The 25,948-nt window shown below is 64.4% G+C and carries 15 protein-coding genes and 1 pseudogene; 3 read left to right on the top strand and 13 right to left on the bottom strand.

Going from position 1 to position 25,948, the window contains the following annotated elements:
* Positions 1-10: 10 nt before the first annotated feature.
* From AC3WP7_RS20760 to gspG, 9 genes are all read right to left on the bottom strand, one after another.
* Positions 11-12,253: a filamentous hemagglutinin family protein gene (locus tag AC3WP7_RS20760; RefSeq protein WP_102592846.1), complete on the bottom strand. Its 12,243-nt coding sequence runs from the start codon at positions 12,251-12,253 to the stop codon at positions 11-13.
* A gap of 205 nt (positions 12,254-12,458) precedes the next feature.
* Positions 12,459-13,646, bottom strand: coding sequence for a substrate-binding domain-containing protein (locus AC3WP7_RS20765; protein WP_102592847.1), 1,188 nt, complete (start codon positions 13,644-13,646; stop codon positions 12,459-12,461).
* A gap of 324 nt (positions 13,647-13,970) precedes the next feature.
* Positions 13,971-15,182 carry a type II secretion system inner membrane protein GspF gene (gene gspF / locus AC3WP7_RS20770; protein WP_058427213.1) on the bottom strand — a complete coding sequence of 404 codons (1,212 nt, stop codon included), beginning with the start codon at positions 15,180-15,182 and terminating at the stop codon, positions 13,971-13,973.
* On the bottom strand, positions 15,182-16,600 hold the full coding sequence (gene gspE / locus AC3WP7_RS20775; protein ID WP_102592848.1) for a type II secretion system ATPase GspE: 1,419 nt from the start codon (positions 16,598-16,600) through the stop codon (positions 15,182-15,184). Before gspE ends, gspF begins: the two co-directional genes overlap by 1 nt.
* 817 nt (positions 16,601-17,417) lie before the next feature.
* Positions 17,418-19,688, bottom strand: coding sequence for a type II secretion system secretin GspD (gene gspD / locus AC3WP7_RS20780; protein ID WP_093513703.1), 2,271 nt, complete (start codon positions 19,686-19,688; stop codon positions 17,418-17,420).
* Positions 19,685-20,197: a type II secretion system protein M gene (locus tag AC3WP7_RS20785; protein WP_102592849.1), complete on the bottom strand. Its 513-nt coding sequence runs from the start codon at positions 20,195-20,197 to the stop codon at positions 19,685-19,687. The genes gspD and AC3WP7_RS20785 overlap by 4 nt, the downstream gene beginning before the upstream one ends.
* Complete coding sequence (gene gspL, locus AC3WP7_RS20790; RefSeq protein WP_102592850.1) at positions 20,190-21,248, bottom strand: type II secretion system protein GspL; 1,059 nt, start codon at positions 21,246-21,248, stop codon at positions 20,190-20,192. The genes AC3WP7_RS20785 and gspL overlap by 8 nt, the downstream gene beginning before the upstream one ends.
* Complete coding sequence (gene gspK / locus AC3WP7_RS20795; RefSeq protein WP_156682185.1) at positions 21,245-22,114, bottom strand: type II secretion system minor pseudopilin GspK; 870 nt, start codon at positions 22,112-22,114, stop codon at positions 21,245-21,247. The genes gspL and gspK overlap by 4 nt, the downstream gene beginning before the upstream one ends.
* A gap of 8 nt (positions 22,115-22,122) precedes the next feature.
* Positions 22,123-22,572 (bottom strand): type II secretion system major pseudopilin GspG, encoded by a 450-nt coding sequence (gspG, locus tag AC3WP7_RS20800; RefSeq protein ID WP_093126609.1) that lies wholly within the window; start codon positions 22,570-22,572, stop codon positions 22,123-22,125.
* 148 nt (positions 22,573-22,720) lie between these two features.
* Here gspG and gspI point away from each other — a divergent pair, with 148 nt between their 5' ends.
* Positions 22,721-23,086: a type II secretion system minor pseudopilin GspI gene (gene gspI, locus AC3WP7_RS20805; protein WP_093126606.1), complete on the top strand. Its 366-nt coding sequence runs from the start codon at positions 22,721-22,723 to the stop codon at positions 23,084-23,086.
* Here gspI and AC3WP7_RS20810 read toward each other — a convergent pair.
* Positions 23,073-23,504: a type II secretion system protein N gene (locus AC3WP7_RS20810; RefSeq protein WP_102592852.1), complete on the bottom strand. Its 432-nt coding sequence runs from the start codon at positions 23,502-23,504 to the stop codon at positions 23,073-23,075. The genes gspI and AC3WP7_RS20810 overlap by 14 nt on opposite strands.
* Positions 23,505-23,597: 93 nt before the next feature.
* On the opposite strand from AC3WP7_RS20810, the gene gspH reads away from it, so the two are divergent.
* Positions 23,598-24,050 carry a type II secretion system minor pseudopilin GspH gene (gene gspH, locus AC3WP7_RS20815; RefSeq protein WP_093528804.1) on the top strand — a complete coding sequence of 151 codons (453 nt, stop codon included), beginning with the start codon at positions 23,598-23,600 and terminating at the stop codon, positions 24,048-24,050.
* On the top strand, positions 24,047-24,643 hold the full coding sequence (locus tag AC3WP7_RS20820; protein WP_093528807.1) for a type II secretion system protein GspJ: 597 nt from the start codon (positions 24,047-24,049) through the stop codon (positions 24,641-24,643). The genes gspH and AC3WP7_RS20820 overlap by 4 nt, the downstream gene beginning before the upstream one ends.
* A 50-nt stretch (positions 24,644-24,693) precedes the next feature.
* On the opposite strand, the gene AC3WP7_RS20825 is transcribed toward AC3WP7_RS20820, so the two are convergent.
* The 3 genes and pseudogenes from AC3WP7_RS20825 to AC3WP7_RS20835 form a co-directional block, all read right to left on the bottom strand.
* Entirely contained in the window at positions 24,694-24,927 is a 234-nt protein-coding gene (locus AC3WP7_RS20825; RefSeq protein WP_146015506.1) for a hypothetical protein, read from the bottom strand.
* Positions 24,928-25,270: 343 nt separating this feature from the next.
* A complete protein-coding gene (locus AC3WP7_RS20830) occupies positions 25,271-25,729 on the bottom strand; it encodes a GNAT family N-acetyltransferase (RefSeq protein WP_102592639.1) in 459 nt (152 codons plus the stop codon).
* 25 nt (positions 25,730-25,754) lie between these two features.
* A pseudogene (locus tag AC3WP7_RS20835) lies at positions 25,755-25,934 on the bottom strand (transposase domain-containing protein); the annotation flags it as partial.
* Positions 25,935-25,948: the final 14 nt, after the last annotated feature.

A 25,948-nucleotide genomic window follows, 5' to 3' on the forward strand; every position in this document is an offset into this window, starting at 1 on the left:
TTCCAAAGCCTTACAAACTGATCTGCTTGCGCTCCTCATCCGTCAGCCGCGCTCGCGCCTGTTCGCTCAGCGGCCCGGCGCCCAGCACCTGCACCGGGCTGTTGGGGTTGTAGCCGGAGGTTTTCTGCGCCGGCGCAGGCTCCTGCGGCAACGGTTCGGTGCCCAGGCTCAACACTTCCACGGTCATGATCGACGGCCTGCCCTGTTTGGCGGCCGCCTGCTGGCTGCGCGCCGCGTCTTGCGCGGCCTGGGACGCCGCCGCACCGGCCGCGCTGGCCGACGTCATGGCGTTGGTGTTGACCGCAGCAGACACCGGCACCCCGGACGACTTGCCCTGGCTCTGGATATTCGCCGCGTTCACCACGCGCAAGGCGGCAATGTTGACGTTGCCGGACACACGAATGCCCGCCTCGCCGGCATCGATGGTGCCCAGCGGTGCGATCAGGTCGATGTCCCCCGCCGGCACTTCCGGGATCGGGTTGAGCGTGGCGATCCCCGCACCGGTACTCGGCACCGACGGCGACAGGCCGACGTTGCCCCAGTTGTCATACACACGCTTGGGCGGCGTGTACACCACGGTGGTCTTGGAACCGCGCCCGGCGTTGATGTCGCCTTCGCTGGTCCAGCCCATGATCGAGCCGCCGAAGGTGGTCATGATGCGGCTCTGGCCCAGCAGGATGCTGCCCAGGGAATACAGCTGGATATCCCCCGCGCCCTGGGTGATCACCCCCGCCGTCGACGGTGGCGCCGCGCCTTCGATACCGAAGGTCTGGCTGCCGCCCGGCGTGAGCATCTGGATGGAACCCCCGAAGTTGGTGTGCACACCCGCGCCACCGAACATCGTGATGTCGCCTTTGTAGGTGATCGGGTTGCCGGCCACGTCCTTGTCCGGGAACAGCGCCGCAATCGCCGCGCGGCCACGCAGGTAGCTGCCCTGGCGCACGCTGCCAGCGGTGTTGTACTCACGGCCGGCGGCCTTGAGCTCGGCGAAGTACACGTCGCGGGCGAACACCCGTTGTTGCTCGGCGGGGAGCGCCGCGTAGTAAGTGCGGGCCTGTTCGGCGTCTCCGGTAAACCCGAAGCGCTCGACCAGCCAGGCGAGCAATTCACTCTCGTAGGTCTTGGCGACCTTGCTGCCCTGGATCGACTCACCCGGCAGCGCCAGGTTGGCGGGGTTCAAGTAAGCCTCGACAAACCGACGGTAGTCCGGCCCCTTGGGCCCGACACCGGCTTGCAGGGCGATGCTGGCACCCGCTCGGTTGTCGCCGGCCGCCACGGCGCCCAGACTGTTCACGCCCACCTGATCGTCCATCTGGATAGTGCGCCCGGCCGTCAGCTCAAGGGTCCCGGGGCCCGCGACATTGAAACTGCTGTAGAGGATGTCGCGCCCGGCGCTGGCAATGGAGATATCAGTCGCCCCCGTGTGCACGAACAGGTTACCGGTGAACGTGTATTCACCGGTGCTCACGTCCCCGCCAAGGGCACCATTCAAGCGGGTGCCGCTGCTGACGATATCGCGCCCGGCGAGCATCCAGACCGGGCCTGCACCTTCGTAGTAGGTCTGACCGAAGCGTGGATCGTTTGCCCCATAGAGACTGAGCGCCCGTCCACTGTTGACCCCCAGCAGGTCACCGCTGAGCGCATAGAAACGCGCCGGTTCCAAGGCGCCGCCCCATGCCATGCTCGCGGTGTCAGGGCCAAACGCGAACAGCGGGTGAAGCCCCAGGCGTGCGATGTTGCCATCACTGGAAAGATTGCCGCTGCCTGCGACCGGCAAGCTGTTGATGAAGCCCAGGAACGCCGGACGCTGGATCGTCGCCAGGCTTTGCGGACTTGCGCTGGAACGGCTGATGGTCAAGTCGCCGCCGTAGATCGAATCGCCCGCCAGCAATTCCAGTTGACCGTTGGCCGACGGTGCCAGCACCAGCGCCTGCAATGGCTGCGGCACATTCGGGTTACTCGTCGACGCACGGCCGTAGTACAGGCTGCCGCTGGCGGCGACCGCACGCAATGTGGCGGGGTAGACCGCCGCCATATCGGTTTCCAGCGTCTGGGTCAGTGGTGTGAGGTTACCGCCGGAGGAGAACAGATCGACTGCCGTACGGTCGGTCCACAGGCTGAACCAGCTCTGTCCTACCCCGTTGACGCCTTCCTTTGCGTAGGCCAAGGCATTCATCTGCGGTACGCGGCCTGGATCGGCGACATCCTGGAGGACCAGGTCGCCCCGGGTAGCCAGGCTGAAGGTCGAATCCCCTGGCAGCAGGCTCAAGCCGCCGGCCGCCATGGCCGAGGTGGAGCGCAGCGGGTCGTAGGCGCGCACTTCGCTGGGGCTCTGGTCCCTGGACTGGTTGCCGTAACGCAAGGTCAGGCTGCCCAGGCTGCCGCCCGTCACCTGTACGTGGCCGCGCAGGTTCACCAACGAGCCATTGAGGTGATCGACGGTGACATGACTGGCGGGGTTCAGCGCATCGCCCACCCGCAGGTTCAAGTCGCCACCACCGCTCAGTTGCACACTGCCATCGGCCGCGACCCGCCCTGTACCGCCGACCGCCAGAACGAGGCCTTGGCTGCGTGGGCTGACGTTCTGGGCGGTTGACGGCAGCGCACTGATGATTCCCGCATTGCCCCCCACATCAACCGTGAGGTTGCCGCCACCCAGGGTGCCGAACCCGGTAAAACCGACCATCTGGTCCGAACGCACGTTAGCAACGTAAGAACCGAAATTAATCCACCAGGCGGTCGCTTGTGCCTGGCTACCCTCCAGGTTATTACCCTGTCGCCACAGCCAATTGCCGACATTGGCTGAATCCAGCCCCAGGTCGACAGGCACAGGACGCGCAACGCCATTCTGCGCAGGGCTGGTGATATTGCCTGTCAGGTCGCCCCCCACTTTGACCAGCACATTGCCGCCCGTGTCCGGGTACCAGGCGCGGTACAGGCTGTCGGGGCCACCGTTGACCCACTTTTCGTTACCGCCGACGTTACCCAGGACCTTGCCATTACCGCCAAGGGCACGCTTGAGGTTATACGGGTCGCCAGCCGAGGTGCCCGTGGAGGAGCTGCCGGCGGTGTAGACACCGTACAACGACTCCATGCTCAGGTTGCCGGCTGCCAGCAAATCCAAGTCCGCAGCGCCGGTGCGGATCACACTGAAACGCGTACTGCCGCCCGCCAGCAAGGTGTAGGCATCGCCCTCGGACGAGCAGTATTCCGGCATATCGTCACAAATGCCGGGGTAGGCGTAGCCATCATTCACATCGATGGGCTTGCCCACCATGCTGTTGTCGCCATAGACATCCAAAGAGCCCTGCTCGGTCCAGACCAGCGCACCCTGCCCGTACATCCCATAGTGACTGTCGGCCAACCGAAGGTTGCCGGTGACCGGGTGCGGTTGCAGCAGGCGACTGTCCGCCGCGCCGGTGTCCGCGCCGGCCAACAGCCGAATCGACCACGCTTGCGAGCCTTCCTCCAGCATCGGCGCAATCGCCCAGTTCTTGCCCTGGCGACCGGCATCGGCGACACGCAGCTGTACCGACGCCGCACCGTCCGGCAACTTGACATCGGTACCCGACGGCAACAGCGCGCCACGGGGCAAGACTTTACTGCCTGCCAGCTTGAGGCTGGTAGCCAAAGGCACTCCCTTGGGCCAGATCAGCCCGTTGACGTTGGCCGCACTGCCCAACAAGGTGCCGGCGTCCAGCGTGCTGCCGGCGGCGAGGGTCTGGCTCTGAACCAGCAGCGTGCCCGCAGCGAACAGCACATTGCCCGATGCGTCCCGCACGTCGGCGGCCAACACCGTCCCGGCAGGCAGCACCAAGGACTGGCTGAGCGTTGCCGCGACGGGCAACCGCGTGCCAGCAGGCAGGAACAGCGGCTGCGTCGGCACATCGAAATTGAGCGTCACGCCGCCTGGAAACAGGGTGCCATCCGCCAGGGTCACACCACTGCCCGGCACCACCACCGTGCCGCCGGTGTAGTCGATACCTGCCCGCAGGACCCAGCCATTGTCATCATCGGTTTGCGGCGGCGGCGCAAAGCCGTCGTTGATGCTGCCGTAGATATTCAAGTCGCCACCGGCGCGCAGGGTCAGGCTGCCGGCCTCGGTAGGTTGGGTCGACTTGAGGCTGGCGTAGCGATAGCCGGACAAATCCAGGTCGCCCTGTACCACCAGGTCGCCGTCGGGCGTCTTGCTGATAATCTCCACACCAGGCCGCAGGTGGAAAACATCGCCGTAGGTGGCGTTATTCAGGCCTGCCAGTTTGTTCTGCAGCAGGTTGGTATTGCCGAGCGCAGCATTGATGAACGCCGTGCTCAGTGCGTGCTTGCCGTCGAGGTAGGCTTGGTCGATCGCCTGGTACGGACGTCCGTTCGGGGTGGCATCGGTCCTGGTCGGGGCATCGTCGTAGGTGACCATGCCATTGAGCGCGATGGAACGTGCGCCGGTGATGGTCAGGCGCCCACTGGCATCGATGGCAATGTCATTGCCGCCCAGACGGGGCGCGTTGAGCTCCAGGGTGCCGAGACTGCGTCCGTCATTACCGGCCCCTGCCCCCGTGCCATGGCGCAGGTCGATGCGCACGCCATCGGCCAGGGTCAACTGGCCCTGGCCGGAGCCGAGCACAACGGTGGCGCGGTTCGGCGCGTCGATGACCTTGCCATAACTGTCCACGCGCACTTGCGTGCCATGGGCATCGAGCACCGCCGTACCGTCCAGGACCAGGCCGTTCCTGGCGGCCAGGTTGATGCTGCCGACGCGCTCGCCGCTGGCGTCTACCAGGCCGGTAACGCGCAGGCTGCCATTGTCTAGCGAAACGTTGACGCTGTTGGCCTTCACATCGCTGCCGATGATCAGATCGCCTTGCTTGAGCTGAAAGCTGCGCGAGCCATACACCTGGCCTTGATTGAGGCGTTGATTGAGGGCGGCGAACTGTTCATTCAATGTGCCGCTTGTGCCCAGCCGCTGGGCCTGGATCTCCACCGCGCCCGCCAGGTAAGGCACCCGCGTACCGCCGGCATCGTAGTCGCCGCTGCTGCCAGCGACGATCCTGCCCGCCAGGTCGACGGTGCCCGCCGCGCCCTCTACGGCCACCACCCGCAGCCGGCCCGCCTGGTTGTGCTGCGCCGACAGGTCGATGGTCGAACCGACCGCCTGCAGCACGTTGCCCGCACGGCTTTCCAGCAGGACCTCGCCGCCAGCGCTGTATTTAGTCAGGTCGTTGAAAGCAATGGCCCGGCCGGCCACATCGATCAAGGCCGCATCAGTCAACACCACATCGCCACGGGCGCCCAGGGTGAGCTTGCCGCTGGGCAATACCACCGCGCTGGCCAGGCGGATGCTGTCACCCTGCAAGGACAACTCGCCGCCAATGCCCTTCGCTTCGCCCACCGACCCCGCCGAGGCGCGCACATCAATCGCGCCACCGGCTGTGATCCGGTTGACTGAGCCGGCTTCACCGCTCATCAACGGTGTGAGGATATTCAGGTTGCCGCCGTTGTAGGCAAAGCCCTTGATCGCGTCATAGGCGCCCTGACGCTGATACACCGAGAGGCTGCCCTTATGGTTGGCGGTGATGCGCTGGCTGGCGTTCAGGTTGACGTTGGCAAAGCCCAGGGCCAGGCGGTCAAAGGACTGGGTGGTGCTTGGCTGGGCAAAATCCCCATAGCCGAACTCGATGCGCTCGGCATGGATATCCAGGCGCCCGCTGCCGCTGCCGGCACCGTCAGTCACTGCCGCCACGGGCGGTGTCGCGGCCCCCTGCCAGATCAGGTTGGCGGTATGGATGGTGGCTACATCGTTGGCGCCGCCCGCACCATAAATAGCCGGCGTGGACAGCATCAGGTTGCTCAGCATCGACTTGCCGGTCGCCGAGTCATAAGTGTCCAGGGTCGTGGTGCCATAGAAGTTGAAGCTGTCGCGTGCCGACAGTTGCAGGGTTTCCAGGGCCGGCGCGCCAAATTGGGTGTCCCCCCGCAGCAGGCGCTCCAGGACTTGCTGGGTGAGGGTCATGCCCGCCGGCAGGCGATTGCCGGCAGCGGCGGCGGCCAAGGCTTCGGGGCTGCCGACGTTGATGCTGGATACGCCCAGGTTCAGGTGACGGGTGCCATAACGCACGTCCGCCCCCATCTGCAGGGTGCTGTCGGTCAAGGCAACGAGTGTGCCTTCGGAATACAAAGCGGTCTGGCCGCTGCACAGCGTGCCAGTGCAAGCCCCCAGCTCGATCCCGCCGCTGGTCACACCTGCCATCGGCGTTGCTGCGACCACGTTGAGCAGGCCGTTGGACACCGCCAGCATATTGGGCATGTTGTACACAAAGCCGTCACGTGCGTCATAACTGGCCTTGCCGCGACCGATGGTGTTGATCGAGGCCCCCTGTTCGACGGTTACCTTGCCGGTAGAGGACACCAGCAACACTTCCGGCGCCGCCAGGTTCGCGCCTTCGCGCAGGTTGATGTTGCTCAAGGCTCCGTTGGCCAGGTTGATGTAGTTGCCGCCCTGACCGTAGGTCACCACGGTCAGGCCACCGATCAACAGACGCGCCGCGCCGAGCGCGTTGAGGCTCTCGGCCTCGACGCTGATGCCGCTGAAACCCGGGGTTGCGCCCTTGCCTGCCGCGACGATCTCAATGTCCTTGCCCGTGCTCCTGTTGCCATTGGTCAACGCCACGGTGCCACCGTAACCGCCGTCGGCAGCCTCGAAGCGACCGATACCCTTGAACGAAAAGGCATTGGCACCCGCCCCCGGGCTGAGGTTCAGTTGCAGGGTCTTGGCATCCACCGGCAACAGCGCACGCGGCACCCCGAGGCGGGCCGCGTCGGCCACGGCGAATTGCGCATAACGGGTCTCGTTGTATTGGGAATATCGGCGCAGGGTGTCGGCGGCGGTGAGGATCACCTGGCTCGCCGTACTGTTGCCGATGCCGGTATTGGCGATGGACAAGCGCCCCGCAGTGGACCATGAGCCGTTGCGCAGCAACTGGGTCGTGCCTTCGCTGCCGAGCCCCGCCAAGCCGTTGATTTCCAGGCGGAAGGCCCCCGGCATCAGGGCATAAGTGGACGGCATCAAGGTGTAGGTGCCCGCTGTCAGCCCCGGCACACCGGCACCGATCGTGATCTGCTGGCCAATCAACGGGTCGGTCGCCCCGCCCTCCGGCCCCACCGGGGCATAGCCCGGTTGCGCGCCCGGCACAATCGCGTAGACCGGGTTGGTGCCCAGCCCCGGCAACACAAAACCGCCGGTTGCCCCGAATTGCACCAGGGGGTTGTAGCGCGCATCGGTAGATCCGCCGCGCCCGGAAATAAACCCGGCCCCAAGCAGCTCGCCGCCACCGGAAAGGTCCACGGTAGCGTCAGGCTGCACCACCACCGATTCGCCACCCAGGACCATCCCGACATTCAGGCTGCCGTTCGCGTTAGGCAACGCCCCCTGCCCAAGGAACGTCACAGTCTTGCCGTTGTATTTGTAGACCTGGCCGTCTACCGTGCCGCCGTAGGGCAACACCAATCCCTTGCCACTCACCGAGGTCAGGCTGCCGGGCAGCAACTCGACGCGGCTGGCCCCGAGGTTGCCGATTTCGATCAGGCCCAGGGGCGCACGCACCACCCCGCCCTGCTTGATCGTCGGGCCGCCCAGTTGCAAGCGGCCAAACGCCGAGTACGGCATGGCGGCATCAGCAGTCCCCGTGCGCGCAATCGTCAAGGTACGGGTCGGGTCGTACTTGAAGCCAGAGAAGGCATCGATAAAACCGGCCAGCACCCGTGCGCCAACGTCCGTCGCCGGGTACAACTGCGCGGCGCGCAGCGTCATATCGCCTTTGGTCATCAACTGAGTACTGATGCCCTGCGCGATCACGTCCGCCCCGGCACCGGCCAGGAAGCGCAGGTCACCCTGGCTGCTCAACTGCACATCATCGAAGCCACGGCGATCGATGCTCTGCTTGCTGGCATCGCTCAGCGTCAGGTCACTCTGGTTGCCGAACAGCACATTGCCGCGCACGTCGATCAGATTGCCACTGGCCTGGAACAGCGCCTGGCTGGCACGTTGCGACAGGTTGGACGCCAGCACCGGATGCAGGTACTGGTCCTTGCTGGGGTCCAGCGGCGCAAGGATGCCGGCCAGCAGCAGATAAGGCGCAGACAGGTTGATGCGAGCGTTGGCGGCGGCGTTTTCGGCAAGGCCCATGGCGCCGCTGTACAGGCGCAGGCTTTGCCCCATGTTCAGCGACACATCTCCGTCGAAGCTCAACACGCCGTTGCTGAGCAAGGCCAGGTTATCAAAGCCGCCGGTGGTGACCTGGTCCACACCGAGGCGGCCATGGCCGTACTCGAGGATGTCCGGGAGGGGGCTGGCTTGATGGGACTGGCTGAGCACCAGTTCACGCACCTTGAGCATCGGGTCGGTGACCGCCGCCTTGAGGTAGTAAGGCGTTTCCAGTGCCAGCGATAAACTGCCGCCCGCCGCCGCGGCACCGCCGGCCCGGGCGACCAAGCTGCCATCCAGATACAGGCCATTGTTGGACGCAACGCTGATGCTGCCGCCATTGCTGGCCACCTGCACCCGGCCCTGGCCCGGAATGTCGAGCATCGCCTGGGCACCGGAAGCGTCCAGGCGCGCGCCGTCGCGCACCACCACAAACAGGTCGCTGGCCTTGGCAATGCCGGTGGCCAGGTCAATTTCGCCGCCGAGGCTGATCCTGCCACCCTGGCCGACCTGGCCGTAGAGGCGCCCGCGATTGTCCGCGGCACTGATCGCACGGGCTGCCACATCGATCACCGCGTGGTCGCCGACCCAGATCGAGCGGTTATGCCCGGCGGCATTGGCCACCTCGGAACCGACAGCGGTCAGGCCTCCCAGATTGACGCTGCCGCCCCAGGCATTGAGCGTGCCGTTGACCGTCAACTGGCCGACGCTGCGCAGGTTGATGCTCTGGCCCGGGTCGACGTTGATCACCGCGCCCCGGCCCACTGTCAGGGCCGTGGTAGCCAGTTCGGCCGCCGTGGATTCCTGCCGACCGGCAGTCAGGGTCAGGCTGGCGCCACGGCGCTGGGTCAGCACGCCTTTAGCAGCGTCTTGCTGATACAGCGCAGGGGTCCAGCGCTCCAATACCGTGGCAGGGTCGCCTCCCGTTGGCGCAGCGGACGTCTGCTCGCCAAGGCGATACACCGGCGTGGTGACATCCACCTGGGTGCCGTCAGTGACCAGCAGGCCCTCGTTGCCGGTGATGTCATAGGCCGAGAAGCCCTTGTTGAAGAAGTCTTGCGCCAGTTGCACGGTGCCGGCGTCAGGCGCCCCGGTGCTGTTGCCGATCTGTACCTTGCGGGCCTGCAACGCCAGGGTGCCGCCGCCATTGACACCATAACCGCGAATCTCGCCCTCCAGCCCCAGGCTGCCCTGTGCCCCCAAGGTCACGTCACCGCCCTTGCCGCCGATGAGCTTGCCATCCACGCCGAGCGTGGCGCCGGAAGACGCCTCCACCACGCTGCCTGACGCCAGGTTCAGGTTGCCGGTGCTGCGCAGCGACACCTTGCCGCCGTTCACATAGGCCACGCCTTCACCAAGGCTCGGGTCCAGCGCCAGGTTGTTCCAGCGCCCGGCGGCGTCCAGCTTGACGCCGGTCGCCACATCGACCCGTCCGCTGCCCGCGAGGATCACATCGCCGACGGTGTTGCCCGCGTTGAGGTTGACCTGAGTGAGGATGTTGCCCGCGTTGATACTGCCCCCCCGGGCGGTGAGATTGGCGTTGATATCGACCCCCGGCCCGAACAAGGTGATGTCGCCGCCGTCTGCCACCTTGAGCGCACCATTCACCGTGATCTGCTGCTTGGCGCCCACCTTGATCGCGCCCAGTTGGTAACCGTTGAGCGGGTCGCTGTCGAGCACCATCTGGCCCTGGCGATCGGCTGGCAGCGCCGTGGTGAGGTCCAGGCCATCGGCGATTTTCCGGGTATTGCTATCGATCAGCACCTGGTCGGCGGTGCCGCTCAGGGCATAGCGCAGCGTGCCGGTGGTCTTGTTGTAGATCGGAATGTACTGGCCGATGATCAACTGCGCCCGCTGGGCCATGGCCTTCTTGGATTGCTGGTAGCCATCGAGGTTGATGTTGGGCGCCTGGGTCTGCCGATCGCCCTGGAACACATCACTGATCAACTGACCTTCCAACACCGCACTGGTGGTGCCGACCACCAGTTTGCCGGCGTCGCGGCCTACGGTGTAGCCGGCCTCGTAGCGGCGTTGCGGCGCGATCAGCGGGTTGTAGTAATACTCGGTCTGGCCCCAGCGCGCGCTGGTGTCTTCATAGCCCTTGTAGAACCCCGAATAGAGAATGTCGCCGGGCGCCTTGGACAATTCATACAAGCGGCCATTGGGCCCCTTGAGCCAGGTCTGCTGGATGTAACCGGCCTGCACGTCCACGGTGCCGCCGGACAGGTTGATCTGCGCGCCCGTCTGAGTGACCACATCCTTGCCGGTAAAGGTCACCGTGCCGCCCTGGGCCATCCATTCGCCGACCGAATGTCCTTGAGTACCGAGGTAACCGCCCACTTCCAGCAAGCCGCCGGCGGTGTACCAGCGATCCGTCGCGTAACCGTTGGTGCCTGCCGGTACAAACACCAGCTCGCGCAGGTCGACCCACACATCGTTGTTGATCAGTTGCCCGCCGTCACGGTTCACCGGAGCATCGCGCTGCTCGTTACCCTGCACGTTGATCTTGATCGTGTTGGATGCCATCGACACCTTGACGCCGACCGCGCCTGAGACGTCGATCATCGCGCCATCGCGCACCAGGCTGCGCCCGGTAGCGCTGACCGCCACCTGGCCGCCGGTGGCCAGGGTGATCGAACCCTTCTGGAAGTCCACGGAGCCACCGCTGACGATCTCGACGCGTGATTGGTCGGTACGGTCAGCCACGGCGCTGAGGTGGTTGAACCGGCCGGTGATCAGGTTGGCGGGTGTTCCGTCGAGTTTGACCAGCCCGTTGTCTTTCTGGCTGTTGAGGGCGGTGCTGCCACTGGCGTCCAGCAAGATCGCGGTGGTGCTGCCCTCGCCCAGGGTCACGCTACCGGTGCTGTCGCTGGCAGCGTTGAGCAGATGAATCGTGCCGCGAGTGTCCACCGAGGTGCTGGCCAGCGCCACGCCGTTTTGCTGCACCTGGTGGCCGGTGAGGGTGATATCGCCGGTGGAGGCCATGATCAGGCCGCTGTTGGTGACTTTACCTGCGCTGCTGCCAGGGTTGAGGCTGGTCGCCACCTCATTGCCACGCGTGGTGGAGCGGTCGTTGCCCGTGGTGCCGACACCCTTGCGGATGTAGAAACTGTCGCCGGCGGCCAGGGTGGTCTGGCCCTTGGCGGTGATGACGGTGCCGGCGTTTTCCACTTCGGTACCGAGCAGCAAGGCATAGCCGCCGGCGTCGGTGGAGGTGGCCGGATTGTGGGTCTGGATCAACGCACCGCGCTGCACCTGAACCTTGCCTGCCGCATCGGTGAAGGTCGGCTGGGTGCCGTTGGCATCGACGTAGAGGCCGCGTTGGGTGAACTGCTCGTCGGTGATGTTCGCGGCGGCCGCCACCAGGTTGCGCACGTTGACCTGGCTGGTGCCGCCGAACACCACGCCGTTGCGGTTCATGATCATCACCGTACCGGCGCCATTGATCTGGCCCTGGATCTCACTGGGGCGCGCATTGGGATCGTTGACGCGGTTGAGCACCGCCCAACTGGCCTGCTGCTGGAAGTCCACGGTGGTGTTGCGCCCGACGTTGAACGTCTCCCAGTTGAGGATCGCCTTGTCGGCGGTCTGCTCGATGGTCACCGTGGTCTTGCCGCCGGACTGGCTCTGGGTCGGGTTCTTGGCGTGGGTCCAACCCTGGGTCAGGCTGTTGTCGACCTGCAGGCCGCCCTTGCCCAGGCCATCGGGAATCGCCGAGACCTGACCGAACGCCGCCTGGCGCCCTGCCGCTTGCGCGGCCTGCTGGGCCGCAATGGCCGCGACACTGGTGTTCAAGGTACTGATGGAGCGCGCCAACTGCTGCTTGACCCGCGCCTGCTGGTTCAATGAAGGAATCCCCGGCACCTGGCCGGCACCGGTACGCGCTGCCGTGGCCGCCTGGGACGCGCCCTTGTCGGCAAACCAGCCGGAACTGAACGCCGTGGCTGCCTGGGCGTTACCCGCCACCATCAATAAGGCAATGGCATGGGCCAAAGGCTTGAGACACAGAACGGTCTCGGGGGCTTTCAGGTTGACCGGCGATTTGCAGCGGACCATCGGGAATCTTCCTTCTTTGTTATTACGCAGGGAGCAGGACAGGCTCACGTATGAGGATTAGGCGGTTGGCGAGGGACACGACTGAACTTCTGTCATGCAAAGTTCACATGACGCTGTCGGCGCGGCGGTGAACAGCACAAACGCCAAAATCAGCAACGGCGCAGGCCGTTGCTGATCAGGTGTTGCGGGTCTTTGAAAGCGTGGGTTACAGCGGACGACCGATGCCGTTGCAGACGTTGGTGTTGCCGATGCTCAGGGCATTGGTGGCGGTCAGGAAGCTACCGCGAATAGCGATTTTCCAGTTGTTTGGCAGTGGCACGAACGCGTTGGCTTCGATCGCTGCGTCGTTGTTGGCAAACGAACCGTAGTGCTTGGTGAAGAAGTCACGCACTTGGGTGGTCTGGGTGGCGTCGGCGTAGCACTGGCTGAAGATCACGTTGGTGAAGCCCAGGATCGGGTAGCCCGACGTTGGGTAAGGCACCACACCCGCGGTGTTGGCTTTGCCGAACACGGGAACCCAAGCGTCAGGGTTGCCACGGTCAGCGACAGCAGGCAACGGCACGGCATTGATGGCAGCGGATACGTTGCTCGCTTTCGGCGATACACCCTGGACCGCCACACCGTTGACCACGTCCTTGCCCACGCGAGCGACTTTAGTTGCGTCATCCAGACCGGCCAGGGTCGGGGCGGCGAAGTCAGGGCTCATATAGGTGATACCGCCGTCGGTACCGGCCAGGGTGGTCATCACGCCTTGGCTGCCAGTTGCGGAAACCGCGCCGGCAGGCAAACCACCGGTGTAGCTGGTGCCGAAGATGGTGGTGACATTGAAGGTGCCGGTTTCAGCGCACTTGGCATTCAGGAAGCGCGTGAACAGTTCGGTGGTGCCACTGCTTTCGCTGCGGTAAACCACTTTGATGGCGCCACTGCGACCCGAACCTGTGATACCGCTCCAGTCGGCGATACGGCCGGAGAACACACCGCACAGCTCGTTGATGCTCAAGTCAACGGCCGCAGTCCCGCTTTTGTTGAACGGGATGGCAACCGAAGTACCCACCGATGGCACTTGGATCAGCTTGCCCCAGGCAGGTTGCTTGGCCGACGCATACGTCGACAGTTCAGTAGCGCTCAGCTTGGAATCGCTGCCCGCCCAGTGCACGTTCAGGTTGGAAACGCCAGCCTTCAACTTGGTGTAGTCGTTGGTCAGGAAAGCTGCCTTGCCATTGCCGCTGCCCACACCGATGTACGGGGCAAAACCTGCGGTCAACACGCCAGACGTCTGGTACAGCGCTTGTGGCAGGGTTGCGCCGCCGCCGTTGATGTCAGCCATTGCAGCCTGGGCCGAGCACAGTGCAGCGAGGGTCATGGATACCGCGAGAACGTTGCGCTTAAACATGAAGAATCTCCTTTCGTCGTGTTTGTACGTTTGGGGTAGAGGGCTCTTGCATGACGCCATGGCTTCGGTCCCGAGCCGTGTTCAGGGGGGTGGCCAGGGGTTAAAACCATGGGACAGAAATTCGCAGTTTCCGATGACGTTTGTAGGAAAAAACCTCGGGAGGAACACCTTGATTTTTAAAAAGATTCTCGGGTGTTCCGGTCATGATTCCGAGCGCTTTGGGCGCAGGTGACAGTCAGGTTTCAGCGCGTATGGCTGGAGGCGACATGAGCTGTCGGAATGTGACGGAACGAGGAACCCGAGGTAGGACGGGAGCAGGTGCGGTCAGGTGACCAGTTGGTTGATCTCGATGATCGGCAGCAACACCGCCATGACGATCACCAGCACCACGGCCCCCATCACCACGATCATCAGCGGCTCCAGCAAGGCGGTCATGCCCATGGCACGCCGTTCGATATCCCGCGACAGTGTCTGCGCCGCGCGCTCCAGCATCGGTGGCAGCGAGCCGGTTTTCTCGCCGCTGGCGATCAGGTGGATCAGCACCGGCGGGAAGACCTTTTCCACCGCCAGCGCCGGGGCCAGGTTGACGCCCTCGCGCACCTTGGCGGTGGCATCGCTGACGCACTGGTCGAGCCGGTCGTTGGACAAGGTTTGCCGCGCGGCCTCCAGGGCACGCAGCAACGGCACCCCGGCACCGCCGAGAATCGCCAGGGTCGAGGCGAATCGTGCCGTGTTCAACCCCAGTACAAAACGCCCGATCAATGGCAGGCGCAGCACGCGGCTGTGCCAATTCAGCCGCGCTACCGGATTGCGCAGGTACAGGCGCCAGCTCCAGAAACCGCCGACGATCCCGGCAAGACACAGCCAGCCCCAGGCGCGGATGAAGTCACTTGCGTTGAGCATCGCCAGGGTAAGCCCCGGCAGGTCCTGGCGGGCCTGGGAGAACGCGCTGACCACCTGGGGCACCACGTAGCTCAGCAAGAAAATCACAATGCCGATGGACACCAGCCCCACCACACCGGGGTAGATAAACGCGGTGAGGATCTTGCCACGCAGGTTGTTGCGCTCCTCGATGTAGTCGGCCAAACGCTCCATCACCTGGGCCAGGTCACCGGACTCCTCCCCCGCCGCAATCAGCGCGCGGTAGATCGACGGAAAATCCCGAGGTCGCGCCGCCAACGCATCCGCCAGGCGCATGCCGCCCCGCACATCGGCGCGCACGGCGGCCAGGGTCTGGGCGATATGCTTTTTCTCGGCCTGCTCCACCGTGGCACTCAGCGCGGCTTCCAACGGCAGGCTCGCACCCAGCAGGCTCGCCAGTTGCCGCGTGGCCCAGGCCAGGTCGTTGTCCGACAGTTTGGCGCTGAACAGGCTGCTGCCCGTCGCGGCCTGCTGATTGCCTTCGATCTGCACCAGCAACGCGGTCAAACCGCGACTGCGCAGGTTGGCAAAGGCTGCGCTCTGGCTGTCGGCCTCCACATGCCCGGCCTCGACTTTGCCGCTGCTATCGGCGGCTTCATAGCGATAGCGATTCATCAGGCGTCCCGTGTCACACGCAGGATTTCTTCGGGGGCGGTGGCACCGCTGCGCACCCAGCGTTCACCGTCTTCACGCATGCTCAACATCCCGGCGCGGCGCGCGGCCAGGCGCAGGTCGTGCTCGTTGGCGCCCTCATGAATCAGGCTGCGTACCGCATCGTCGACACAGAACAACTCATGGATCCCGGTACGTCCGCTGTAGCCGACCTGGTTGCATTGCGCGCAGCCGACCGGGCGCCAGGTGCCGGGCGCGGCGGGGTCTTCCTGCTTGCAGTGCGGGCACAGGCGCCGTACCAGGCGCTGGGCCAACACCCCCAACAGGGACGACGCCAGCAGGAACGGCTCCACCCCCATATCGATCAGGCGGTTGACCGCCGACACCGCATCGTTGGTGTGCAGGGTCGCCAGCACCAGGTGACCGGTGAGCGAAGCCTGCACGGCGATTTGTGCGGTCTCCAGGTCACGGATTTCGCCGATCATGATGATGTCCGGGTCCTGGCGCAGGATCGCACGCAGGGCCAGGCCGAAGGTCATGTCGATCTTGACGTTGACCTGGATCTGGCTGATACCCGGCAGGTCGTATTCCACCGGGTCTTCCACGGTGAGGATATTGCTGGTGCTCGCATCCAGCCGCGCCAGGGCGGCGTACAGGCTGGTGGTCTTGCCACTGCCGGTGGGCCCGGTGACCAGCACGATGCCGTGGGGCTGGCGGATCAGCGTATCCAGGCGTGCCAGCAGTTGCGGCTCCATGCCCAGGGTTTCCAACTGCAGGCGCCCGGCCTGTTTGTCCAGCAGGCGCATGACCACCCTTTCGCCATGGCCGGTGGGCACCGTGGACACGCGAATATCGATGGGCCGCCCGGCCACGCGCAGGGCGATACGGCCGTCCTGGGGCAGGCGTTTTTCGGCGATATCGAGTTGGGCCATGATCTTGATCCGCGAGACCAGCGCGCCATGCAATGCCTTGCGTGGCGAGACCACGTCACGCAGGGTGCCGTCGACACGGTAGCGCACCACGGAATGGGTTTCGTAGGGTTCGATATGGATGTCGCTGGCTTCGTCGCGGGCGGCCTGGGTGAGCAAGGCGTTGATCATGCGGATCACCGGGGCGCCGTCCTGGGTGTCCAGCAGGTCGGTGATTTCGGGCATGTCTTGCATCAGGCGGTCGAGGTCGACTTCGTTTTCGGCGGCGCCCACCACGGCGGCGGCGCTGCCGGTGTCAGCGTAGGCAGCAGTGAGCAGGCCGTCGAGTTCGTCGTCGCGGACCTGTTCGAGGTGGGTTTGGCCGAATTGGCGGTGGACTTCGCTGATGGACCAGCCGGGGGTTGAGGGGCAGACCGTCAGCAGCATGCCCTGGTCGCTGGGGCGCAGGAGGATGCGTTGGGATTTGGCCCAGGCGTAGGGCAATAGGCTCATGGTTTTGGCCCTGTTTGTAGGTGTACATATCCGTTGCTGCGGTAACGGCTACTTAGGGTTCCGCCCTTACGGCGGCTCACTTTTGAAGAGCGCAAAAGTAAGCAAAACGCTCTTGCCCCAACACTCGGCACCTCGCTCAGGCTCGGTGTGCCCGTAATCCGACAGTGATTTGGGGGGCCGCCGCCACGCGCCATCCATGGCGCGGGGCGGCTAAACCGGCATCCCTGCCGGTTTACCCCCCAAATCCCTGCCGAATTCCGGCCAGCGTGTTTGACGGGGCGCCTCAGATCAAAATCAAAAGCAAAGCGCGGCGGCCTGGTAGCCGACCGGATCGTTGAGGCGTGCGCGTTCCCCCTGAGCCGGGCTTGCCCGCGATGGTTGTTAACGATGACGTGGGAAACCAGAATGCACGCGGCGCGCTCACTGGTATTAGGGCTGCTTCGCAGCCCAACGCGGGGCAAGCCCGCTCGCCACAGTAAGGCGGCGACACAGAACAAAAAACGTATCCACGATGCGCAGCGAGTCGCTCTTGATCTTGCTCTTCGGCGCCCCGTAAAACCACGCTGGCCGAACGCAGGCTTGAATCCGTGGGTAACCCGGCAGGACGCCGGGTTAGCCGCACTGGGCCATGGATGGCCCATTGCGGCGGCCCACGGATTCAAGCCTTCGTTACGGCACACCGAGCCTAGGCGAGGTGCCGAGTGGTGGGGCGAGGACCTTTTGGTTACTTTTGGGTCCTTCCAAAAGTGACCCGCTGTAAGAGCGGAACCATAAGCCGCCGTTACCGAAGGAATGGATATGTACACGGTCAAAACGTTCAAGGCCGGCCCCCAGGAATCGCCTTGTCCACAGAAGGCAACTGCGGCGCCTGCACATCCGGCATCGCCCAACTGTGCTCCGGCTGCAACCCCCCTTGCGCCCTGCGCATAAACTCATACCGATTCAACGTAATACTGCGCCCCGCCCCACTGTCCCGAATAATGTAGGGCCGCAAAAACACCATCAGGTTAGTCTTGTTCACACTGCGCTTCTCATTGCGAAACAACGCCCCCAACCCCGGAATATCCGATAACCACGGCACCGCATCATTGCTCTGGCTATACCCATCCTGCAGCAACCCACCGAGCACCATGATTTGCCCGTCATCCAGCAAAATACTGGTATCGATCGCGCGCTTGTTGGTCACCGTACCCGCCTCCACCGACGCCCGCGCATCCACGGTGCTGACCTCCTGGTAGATATCCAGCTTCACGGTGCCGCCTTCGGAAATCTGCGGCCGCACGTTCAACTTGAGCCCCACCTCTTCACGCTGCACGGTCTGGAACGGGTTGTTGCTGGTGCCCCCGCCGCCGGTCACATAACTGCCGGTGACAAACGGAATGGTCTGGCCCACGAAAATGCTCGCCGCTTCGTTGTCCAGGGTCAGCAGGTTGGGCGTGGACAATATGTTGGTGCCGCCCTTGCTCTTCAACGCACGGGCCAACACCTTGAGGTCGAGCACCTTGCCGATGCCGGGAATATCAACCGTGCCGTTGACCACCCCCACATTCAGCCCCTTGGGCAGCACATCAATACTGGTGGGGCTATTGGGCTTACCATTCACGCCGCTACCGCCGAGGTTCACGCCACCAAACCCACCCTTGCCCCCCAGGTTGCCGGCCTGCCACTGCACGCCAAACTCGGTGGCATCGTCCTCGCCGACTTCCACGATCAGGCTTTCGATCACCACCTGGGCACGGCGCTGGTCGAGCATGTCGATGACTTCGCGCAGGTTGCGGTACAACGGGTCCGGCGCGGAGATCAGCAGGGTGTTGGTGGTGGCGTCGGCCTGGATCGTCACGCCGCCGGCACTGAACGCGGTGTCCTGGTCCTTGGGGGTGCCGTTGGTGCCGGTGGTCGAGCCGGTGGCCTGGCCATAACCCGACTGCACGCCGCTGCCGGTGGGCGTGCCGCTGCTGTTTTGCGCATTGCTCGCGCCTTGGGCGGTGTTCTTGCCATTGCCGCCCATGGCGCTGAGCTTGCCCCGGGCATCGTCGCTCACGCCGGAATCGCTCTCGCCGGTGAGCAAGCCGCGCAGTGACTGGGCCAACTTGCCCGCCTGGGCGTTGCGCAGGTACACCACGTGCATATTGCTGGGGTTGCTCTGGGCGTTGTCGAGTTTATAGATGAGGTTGCGCGCCAGTTCCGTCCGCTCCGGGCTGCCGGAGCGGATGATGATCGAGTTGGAGCGCGGGTCGCCGACCACGTTGATTTTCTGGGTCTGGTCGGCGCCCTGGGTGTCCAGCAGCTCGGAGACCATGGCGGCGATGTCCACGGCGATGCCGTTCTGCACCATCACCACGTCGGTGTCGATGGCACTGGGGGTGTCGATACCGTTGATGATCTGCGCCACCCGCGCCAGGTTTTCCGCGTAGTCGGTGATGACGATGCTGTTGTTGCCGGGGTAGGCATTGATCGGGTTGTTCGGCGACACAATGGGCCGCAGCACCGGGATCAGGTTCACCGCGTTCTCATACTGCAGGCGGAAGGTTCGGGTCTGCATGCCGCTGGCGCCGGCGCTGTACATCGGCCCGCCGAGCAATTTGGCATCGGCTTCGGGCACCACCTGGGCCACGCCGCCGACGTCGACCACGCTGAAGCCCTGCATGCGCAACGCCGCCAGCAGCATGTCGTAGGCCTGATGCGCCGGCACCTGGCCTTCGCTGACCAGGGTGAGGTTGCCCTTCACACGCGGGTCGACCAGGAATTGTTGGCCGGTGGCGCGGGAGAGTGCGCGCACCACGGCCTGGATGTCGGCGTCGACAAAGTTGAGCTGCACCGGTTGGTCACCCAGCGGGTTGCGGGCCTTGACGGTTGCCGGGGCATGGCCGCGAGCACTGTTGGTGACGCGGTGCTGTACCGGCGCTTTGGGGGCGGGTTGGCTCTGGCGGTCGAGAACGGTCTCGCCACTGCGACGGGTGTCCGCCAGGGGCTGGCCGAGTTCGCTGTCCACCAGCAGCGGCTTGGACGCGTCCTGGTTGCTGCACGCACTCAGGGCCAACACCAGCAACGGCGCGACCATACGGAAAGGGGGGACTGACCACTTCATGAAGCTTCCTTAGCGCCAAGCGCCTGATCCATGCGAACGGTCCCGGACACAGTGCCGGCCGAGTTGTCGACGGTATCGAGCACGCGCTGCAAATGCGCCTCGGACACCTCCAGGGAAAACGAACGGGCATTGCCCAGCAGCCAGCCCACCACCGCATCGGCCGGGGCGTTGTCCAAGGTCAGGCGCCACCCAGTGGGTTCGAGCGCCTGCAACTGGTAATGCCCCTGCAGACCGGCACTGTCCAGGGCCTGGCGCAGCGCGGCTTCGTCGCCCGGACTGGGCGCGGCGACGTCCTGCAACAACACTTGCAAGGCGGCGGCCTGGGCTCGCAGCTTGGGGGTTTCGGCCTGCCAGTAATCGATCTTCTTCAACGCGGGTTGCACCAGCACCAGCCAGGTCAACAAGCTGGCCAGGACCAGGCCGGCGCCACCGAGCATGCGCTTTTCGCGCAGGGCCAGGCCGCTCCAGAACACCCGGGCCTGGCTGCGCAGTCGCTGCACTTTATTCATCGCCGGCTCCGGCTTTTTCTGCGGGCTGCACGGGAGCAATGGTCCAGGCCCGGCCCTCACGCCTGGCGGTGAAACCGGCCTGGGCCAACGCCGCCTGCCATTCACCTTCGGCGGTCGGGTGACGGCTGTCGGCGAGCAGCTCGACACGCAAGCGTCCCTGTTCAAACGTCAGGTTGTCGACACTGCCGACCATGAACGGCAGGTTGCTGCCCACCAGTTGCAGCAGGCCGGGGAAGCGTTGGCCCGGGTCGGCGGCCGCGCCGGTCTGGCGTGCGGCCAATTGCTGGCGGGCCTGTTGCAAGGGGTTGAGCACCACCGGCAACGCCGGAAACGCCTGGCGCACCTGCTGGCTCATCAGCGCCTTGAGTCGCTGGCCTTGCTCCACCTGGCGGGCGGCATACAGGTTGAGGCCCAGGGTCCAGATGGCGATGGCCAGCGCCACGCAGGCCAGTGCCCTGCCCCATCCGCCGGTCGAGGGCTGTGTGAGGCGACCCTGCAACCCCCATGTGGGCACCGGCCCGCTCCAACGCTGCGCCGCTGCCACCAATGGCAGGTCCAGCGCCTGCAAACCCAGCGGGTGCACCGTGCCTTGTTGCAGGCTGTCACGGGTCAGCAGGTAGCCGTCATCCAACGCAGCGGCGCCCACCGGCAACGCATAGGGTGCCGGGTACAGGCCGCGCAGCTTGAGCGGCAACTGCGCCAACCGCTCCAGCCCGGCCTTGGGCACCCAGGCCACCTGCACGCGGCCATCGCTTTCACGCGGGCCGTGGGCGACCTGCATCTGTTCAACCGGGCCGAGGATCAACGCTTGTGCGGCACAGGCCACGGCGGCGGCGGTCTTCGCCGCCGGCAATGGCGGCAGTTCCAGGCTGGTCAGCAGGCTGTCCCGCGGATGCAGGAAACAGTCCGCTGCCTGGCGTGACTGGCCCAACTGCGCCAGGCTGGCGTCGCCCTCTTCAATGACCACGCCACGCTCCACCCAGGCAAACCGGACCTGGCTCTGCGCACTCAATTGATCCAGCGGCGGCAAGCCAATGCGCAAGCGTTTCATACGCCCACCCGCGCCCAGGTCACCCGGGGCTGCCGGTCTTCGGGGCGGTGCAACAAGGCGTCGAGGCTGACCCGCCGCTGCTCGCGCCGCGCCTGGCCCCGCACGCGGAACCACTCGCTGGTGATGCCCACCTGCACCGAATCCACCGCCACTTGCGGCAAGTGCAGGCGGTTGACGAAATCACCCCGGTTGATAAACCACTGCCCGCTGTCACGCTCGGCCACCAATCCATGGGCCTGGGACAGGCTGAGCTGAGGCACCACCGCACTGAGTACTTCGGCGCTGGCGGTGTTGCCGTTGACCCAGGTCGGGCCGGGCAGCACGCTGATATAGGCCTGCATACGCTGCAACACCAGGGGATCAAGGCCTTCGATCCCGCTCAGCTCATCCAGGCTGCGCAGCATCGGGGATCTGGCGGGCGGCTCATAAGAGGCGATCACCCGCCGACTGATGCGTTGACTCACCGTCGGGTCGACGCCGATCAGGCGGCACAGCCGTTCAAAACTCTGCAATTGCTCGGTGTCCACCTGCTGGCGGTTGACCAGGTTGCGCAGGTTGAACTTGCCCTGTTCGTCCTCGATCCGCCCCTCGAAGGCCCCCCCTTGGGCACGCGCCCAGGGTTGGTCGAGACGGGTCAGCACGTCCTTCTGGCGGGCGTCCCAGAGCATCTGCCGGCTGCGCTCCAGGCCGCCCTGCAACAACCATTGGCCCTGGATGCGCAACTGCTCGGCTTCGAGGCTGCGGGTAAATACGGTCTGGCGCGTGAGCATGGCGCCGGCCAATACCGCCACCACCGCTGCGATCAGCAAGGCGCTGATAATCGCCATGCCGCGCTGCTTCGCCACTGGGGGCGAATACCGTTTCATGGCGGGCCTTAGAGCTGCCAGGAGCCGATATCGGCATTCACGCCATCGCCATCCGGTTGGCCGTCGGCGCCGAGGGAAAACACATCCACCTCACCATTGGCGCCCGGGTTGAGGTAGTGATACGGGTGGCCCCAGGGGTCGTTGGGCAGGCGATCCAGGTAGGCGCGCCAGTTGCTGTTCTTGGCGTCGGCCGGGCGCTCCACCAACACCTTGAGGCCCTGGTTCATGCTCGGGTAAGTGCCGTGGTCGAGGCGATAGAGTTTCAGCGCCTGCATCAACCCGCCGATGTCCTGCCTGGCCGCCGTGGCCCGCGCCTGGTCCGGCCGGTCAAGCACCTTGGGCACCACCATTGCGGCGAGGATCCCGAGGATGACCACCACCACCATGATTTCGATCAAGGTGAAGCCACGCTGCCTGTGAGGGCCTGGCAATGGGGACGTTAGGCGCGCGATATCCATCTCGACATTCCTTGGCTTGAGTGCAATTCGTGGCGCAGTGTTGCAAGAACACATGTCAGTCGTATTGAAATTCCTCGGGAGTTTCAGTCGCCAATCGGTCAACTGCCGGCGCTAGTCTGCGGGCCTGTTTCCCGGCTTTGAGAGCGCCATGTACGGCCGTCGCAAGGAGCAAGGTTTCACCCTGATCGAAGTGCTGGTGGCGCTGGCGATCATCGCCGTGGCCATGGCCGCCGCCGTGCGCGTGGCCGGGTTGATGACCCAGAGCAACGGCCTGCTGCGGGACAAATCCATCGCGTTGCTGGCGGCGCAGAGTCGCCTCGCCGAACTGCGCCTGGAAGGCCACCTGCGCAGCGGCAAGCAGACCTTCACCTGCGATCAAGGCCGCCTGAAACTGCGCTGCGAACAAACCATCAACGCCGACGGCCGCCTGTTCCAGGTCAACCTGCAAGTGCTCGACGCCAGCCGCGAAGCGCCGCCCCTGGCGCGGCTGGACACCCAGGTCATGGCCGAGTGAGCAGCGGCAACGCAGGCCCCGCCGGCAACTTGTCGAGGTTGACGCGCTGCTTCTCGCCGCCGCGCTCGATCTCCACCCCGTCGCCTTCAATGGCCGTCAGCCGCACACCGGGGCTGAGGCGTTCACCCACTAGAAAGCTGCGCGGCGGGCCATCGTTGAGACTCAGGATCGCCACCGCACCACGGGCACCTGCCAACACGCCAGTGACTTTGACTTGCAACGCCGTCGGCGCATTGGAAAACCATTGCAGCGCCGGGTTATCGCTGCGCGCCGCCAGTGCCTGGGGCGTGGCTTGCGGCGTGTGGGATTCGGCGCTGGTGAGCAGCAGCGGCGTCCATACCGCCACGCCCGCCAGGGCACCCAGCACACCCAGCGCCTGCACGCCGTGGGCCAGGGTGAAACGAGGGGCAAATGTCATGGGGAGGACCTCCTGTTTGTCCGTCGCACCAGCCTACAGGTCAATTCGCACGCTTTTATTTCACACACTCCCCAGTTCTCCAGGTAGCCCGCGATGAAACAGCAAGGCTTCACCCTGATCGAGCTGATGGTGGTGCTGGTGATCATCGGCATCGCCAGCGCCGCCATCAGCCTCACCATCAAGCCCGATCCGCTGCACCTGTTGCGCAAAGACGCCGAACGCCTGAGCCAACTGCTGCAAGTCGCCCAGGCCGAAGCCCACGCCGACGGCCGCCCCATCACCTGGCGCGCGGATGCCAAGGGGTTTCGCTTCAACCGCCAGCGGGACGACGGCCAGGGCCTCGATACCTTTGAAAACGACGACCCGTTGCGCCCACGCCTGTGGGAAAGCACGCCGATGCAGATCAGTCTCGAGCCCCGGCAAACCCTGGTGCTCAACGCTGAATGGATCAACCCACCGCTGCGCATGGTGCTGTCCGACGGCCAACACAGCGTCAGCCTGCAACGCGACGCCGCCGGGTTGATGCGCGTAGTGAGTCAACCATGAAGCCGTCACAGCAAGGCTTCACGCTGATCGAAGTGATGGTGGCGATCATGCTCATGGCGGTGGTCAGCCTGATCGCCTGGCGCGGGCTGGACAGCGTCACCCGCGCCGATCAGCATTTGCAGGCAAGCACCGAACAGACCGAAGTGTTGCTGCGCGCGCTGAACCAGATGCAACGGGATATCAGCCTGCGTGCCAGCGTCGAACTGACGCCCCCTGAAGCCACACAAACGGAGGGATTGGCCGCCGTGACCGTGCGCAGCTCCGACAGCAAGGGCTTTCGCCTCGACGTGATCCGCAGCGCCCCAATGGCAGGCGACGGCCTGCAACGGGTACGTTGGTGGCTCAAGGGCGACGCACTCTACCGCGCCGCCGCCCCCGCACGGGACCGCTACCCCCTGCCGGCGGCAAAGGACGGCGTGGTGGTACTGACCGGCGTCAGTGACCTGCAGGTACGCGTATGGGAAGCGGAAAAAGGCTGGCGGCAACTGAGCGGCAATCGCCGCGAAGACCCGTTGGGACTGGAGATCAGCCTGGTGCGGCAGACACCGCAGGGGGTGGAAAAATACCGGCAGGTGGTGGGACCCTTGAAATAGAGGCGGCCCTTTGACCGCCCCACCACTGTCATCATCCGCGCTCGCCGGTCTCAAGCCACACTTTGCTGACGCTCAAGGTTGTCGCCAGCTTTTCCACGCGATCCACTGGCAGCCCCCCGTGAAAACCAATTGTTGAGGCACTGCGGGCTGACGTGCATCCATTCGGCAAAGGCCGTGGGCGGGATGCCGTAGGTGTTGAGCACCAGACGCAGGCGCTGGCCGGAATGAAGGGTCGGGGGTTGTGGTGGGGTGTGGCGCCGGGGGGATTTTTTCCGGGTATGCATGAGGGGGCGGCTCCCTGCCGTGGTGGATTTCTCCGTGAACTATAAAACAGCGCAGGCATGAAACAGCAGGTGTCTGGGAGGGCTGGAAAAGCATAAAACGAAATGACCTACATATTGCAGGGAGCAATTCCTACGGCTCGATAGGAAGCTGAACGCCGGTCACGGCTGATCGACGTTCGGGTTGAACTGACTTGACCGCGCATTACAACAATCGGCGTTGCACCGCTTCTTCCAGGGTACTGCGGGTCAAGGCATGCACCACGTCCTGCGTGTTTTTCTGGAAAGGAATGGCGACGATCGATCGCGGGTAACACACCTTGCTTAGGTTTTTGCTGTCATTGCCTCAAGGCTGAGTATGACTAGCGTTATGCTCGTCGAGATCAAATCTTTTCTGCATAAAAAACCGATTGTATCCAGCGACCGGGTAATCTTTGAGTTCTCCAAATATGCTGAAGCCGAGCCGGCGGTAAAAGTCCGGAGCCTGAAAAGAGAATGTGTCCAGCCAGATACCTTGGCAGCCTTTCTCACGCGCCAGCGCTTCCACCTTGTCCATCAACTTTGCGCCCAACCCTTGCCCGCGGGCAACTTCAGGGACTACCAGCAGCTCAACAAATAACCACTGCCCAGAAATTTTTGCGTATAGCCCACCTTGCGTAGCCCCTGCGTCATCCTTGATCAAGATCGCAAGTTTTTCAGTTCCAATGAGCCCCGTTTGTGCTTGGTTGTATTCGCGCAATGGCGCCAAAATCGCTTGGTAATCGACCTCTTGAGGCGTCTCATTTATCTCAATCCGTAAGTCCACAGCTTTCTCCTTGAGTAGTTTGTGATTAAGCGTGCGACCAACGATGTGTTAACAGGTTGGTAGCGTCCCCTGCCCGCTGCGTGGGCAGACGAGTCAAAACGTCCTTCATGCAAGCATACGGATCATGTCCGTTCATGCGCGCAGACTGGATCAAAGTCATAATCGCTGCCACCCGCTTTCCGCTGTGTAGCGATCCGGCAAACAACCTCTTTTACCTTC

Source organism: Pseudomonas sp. FW305-3-2-15-C-LB1, assembly GCF_058787615.1.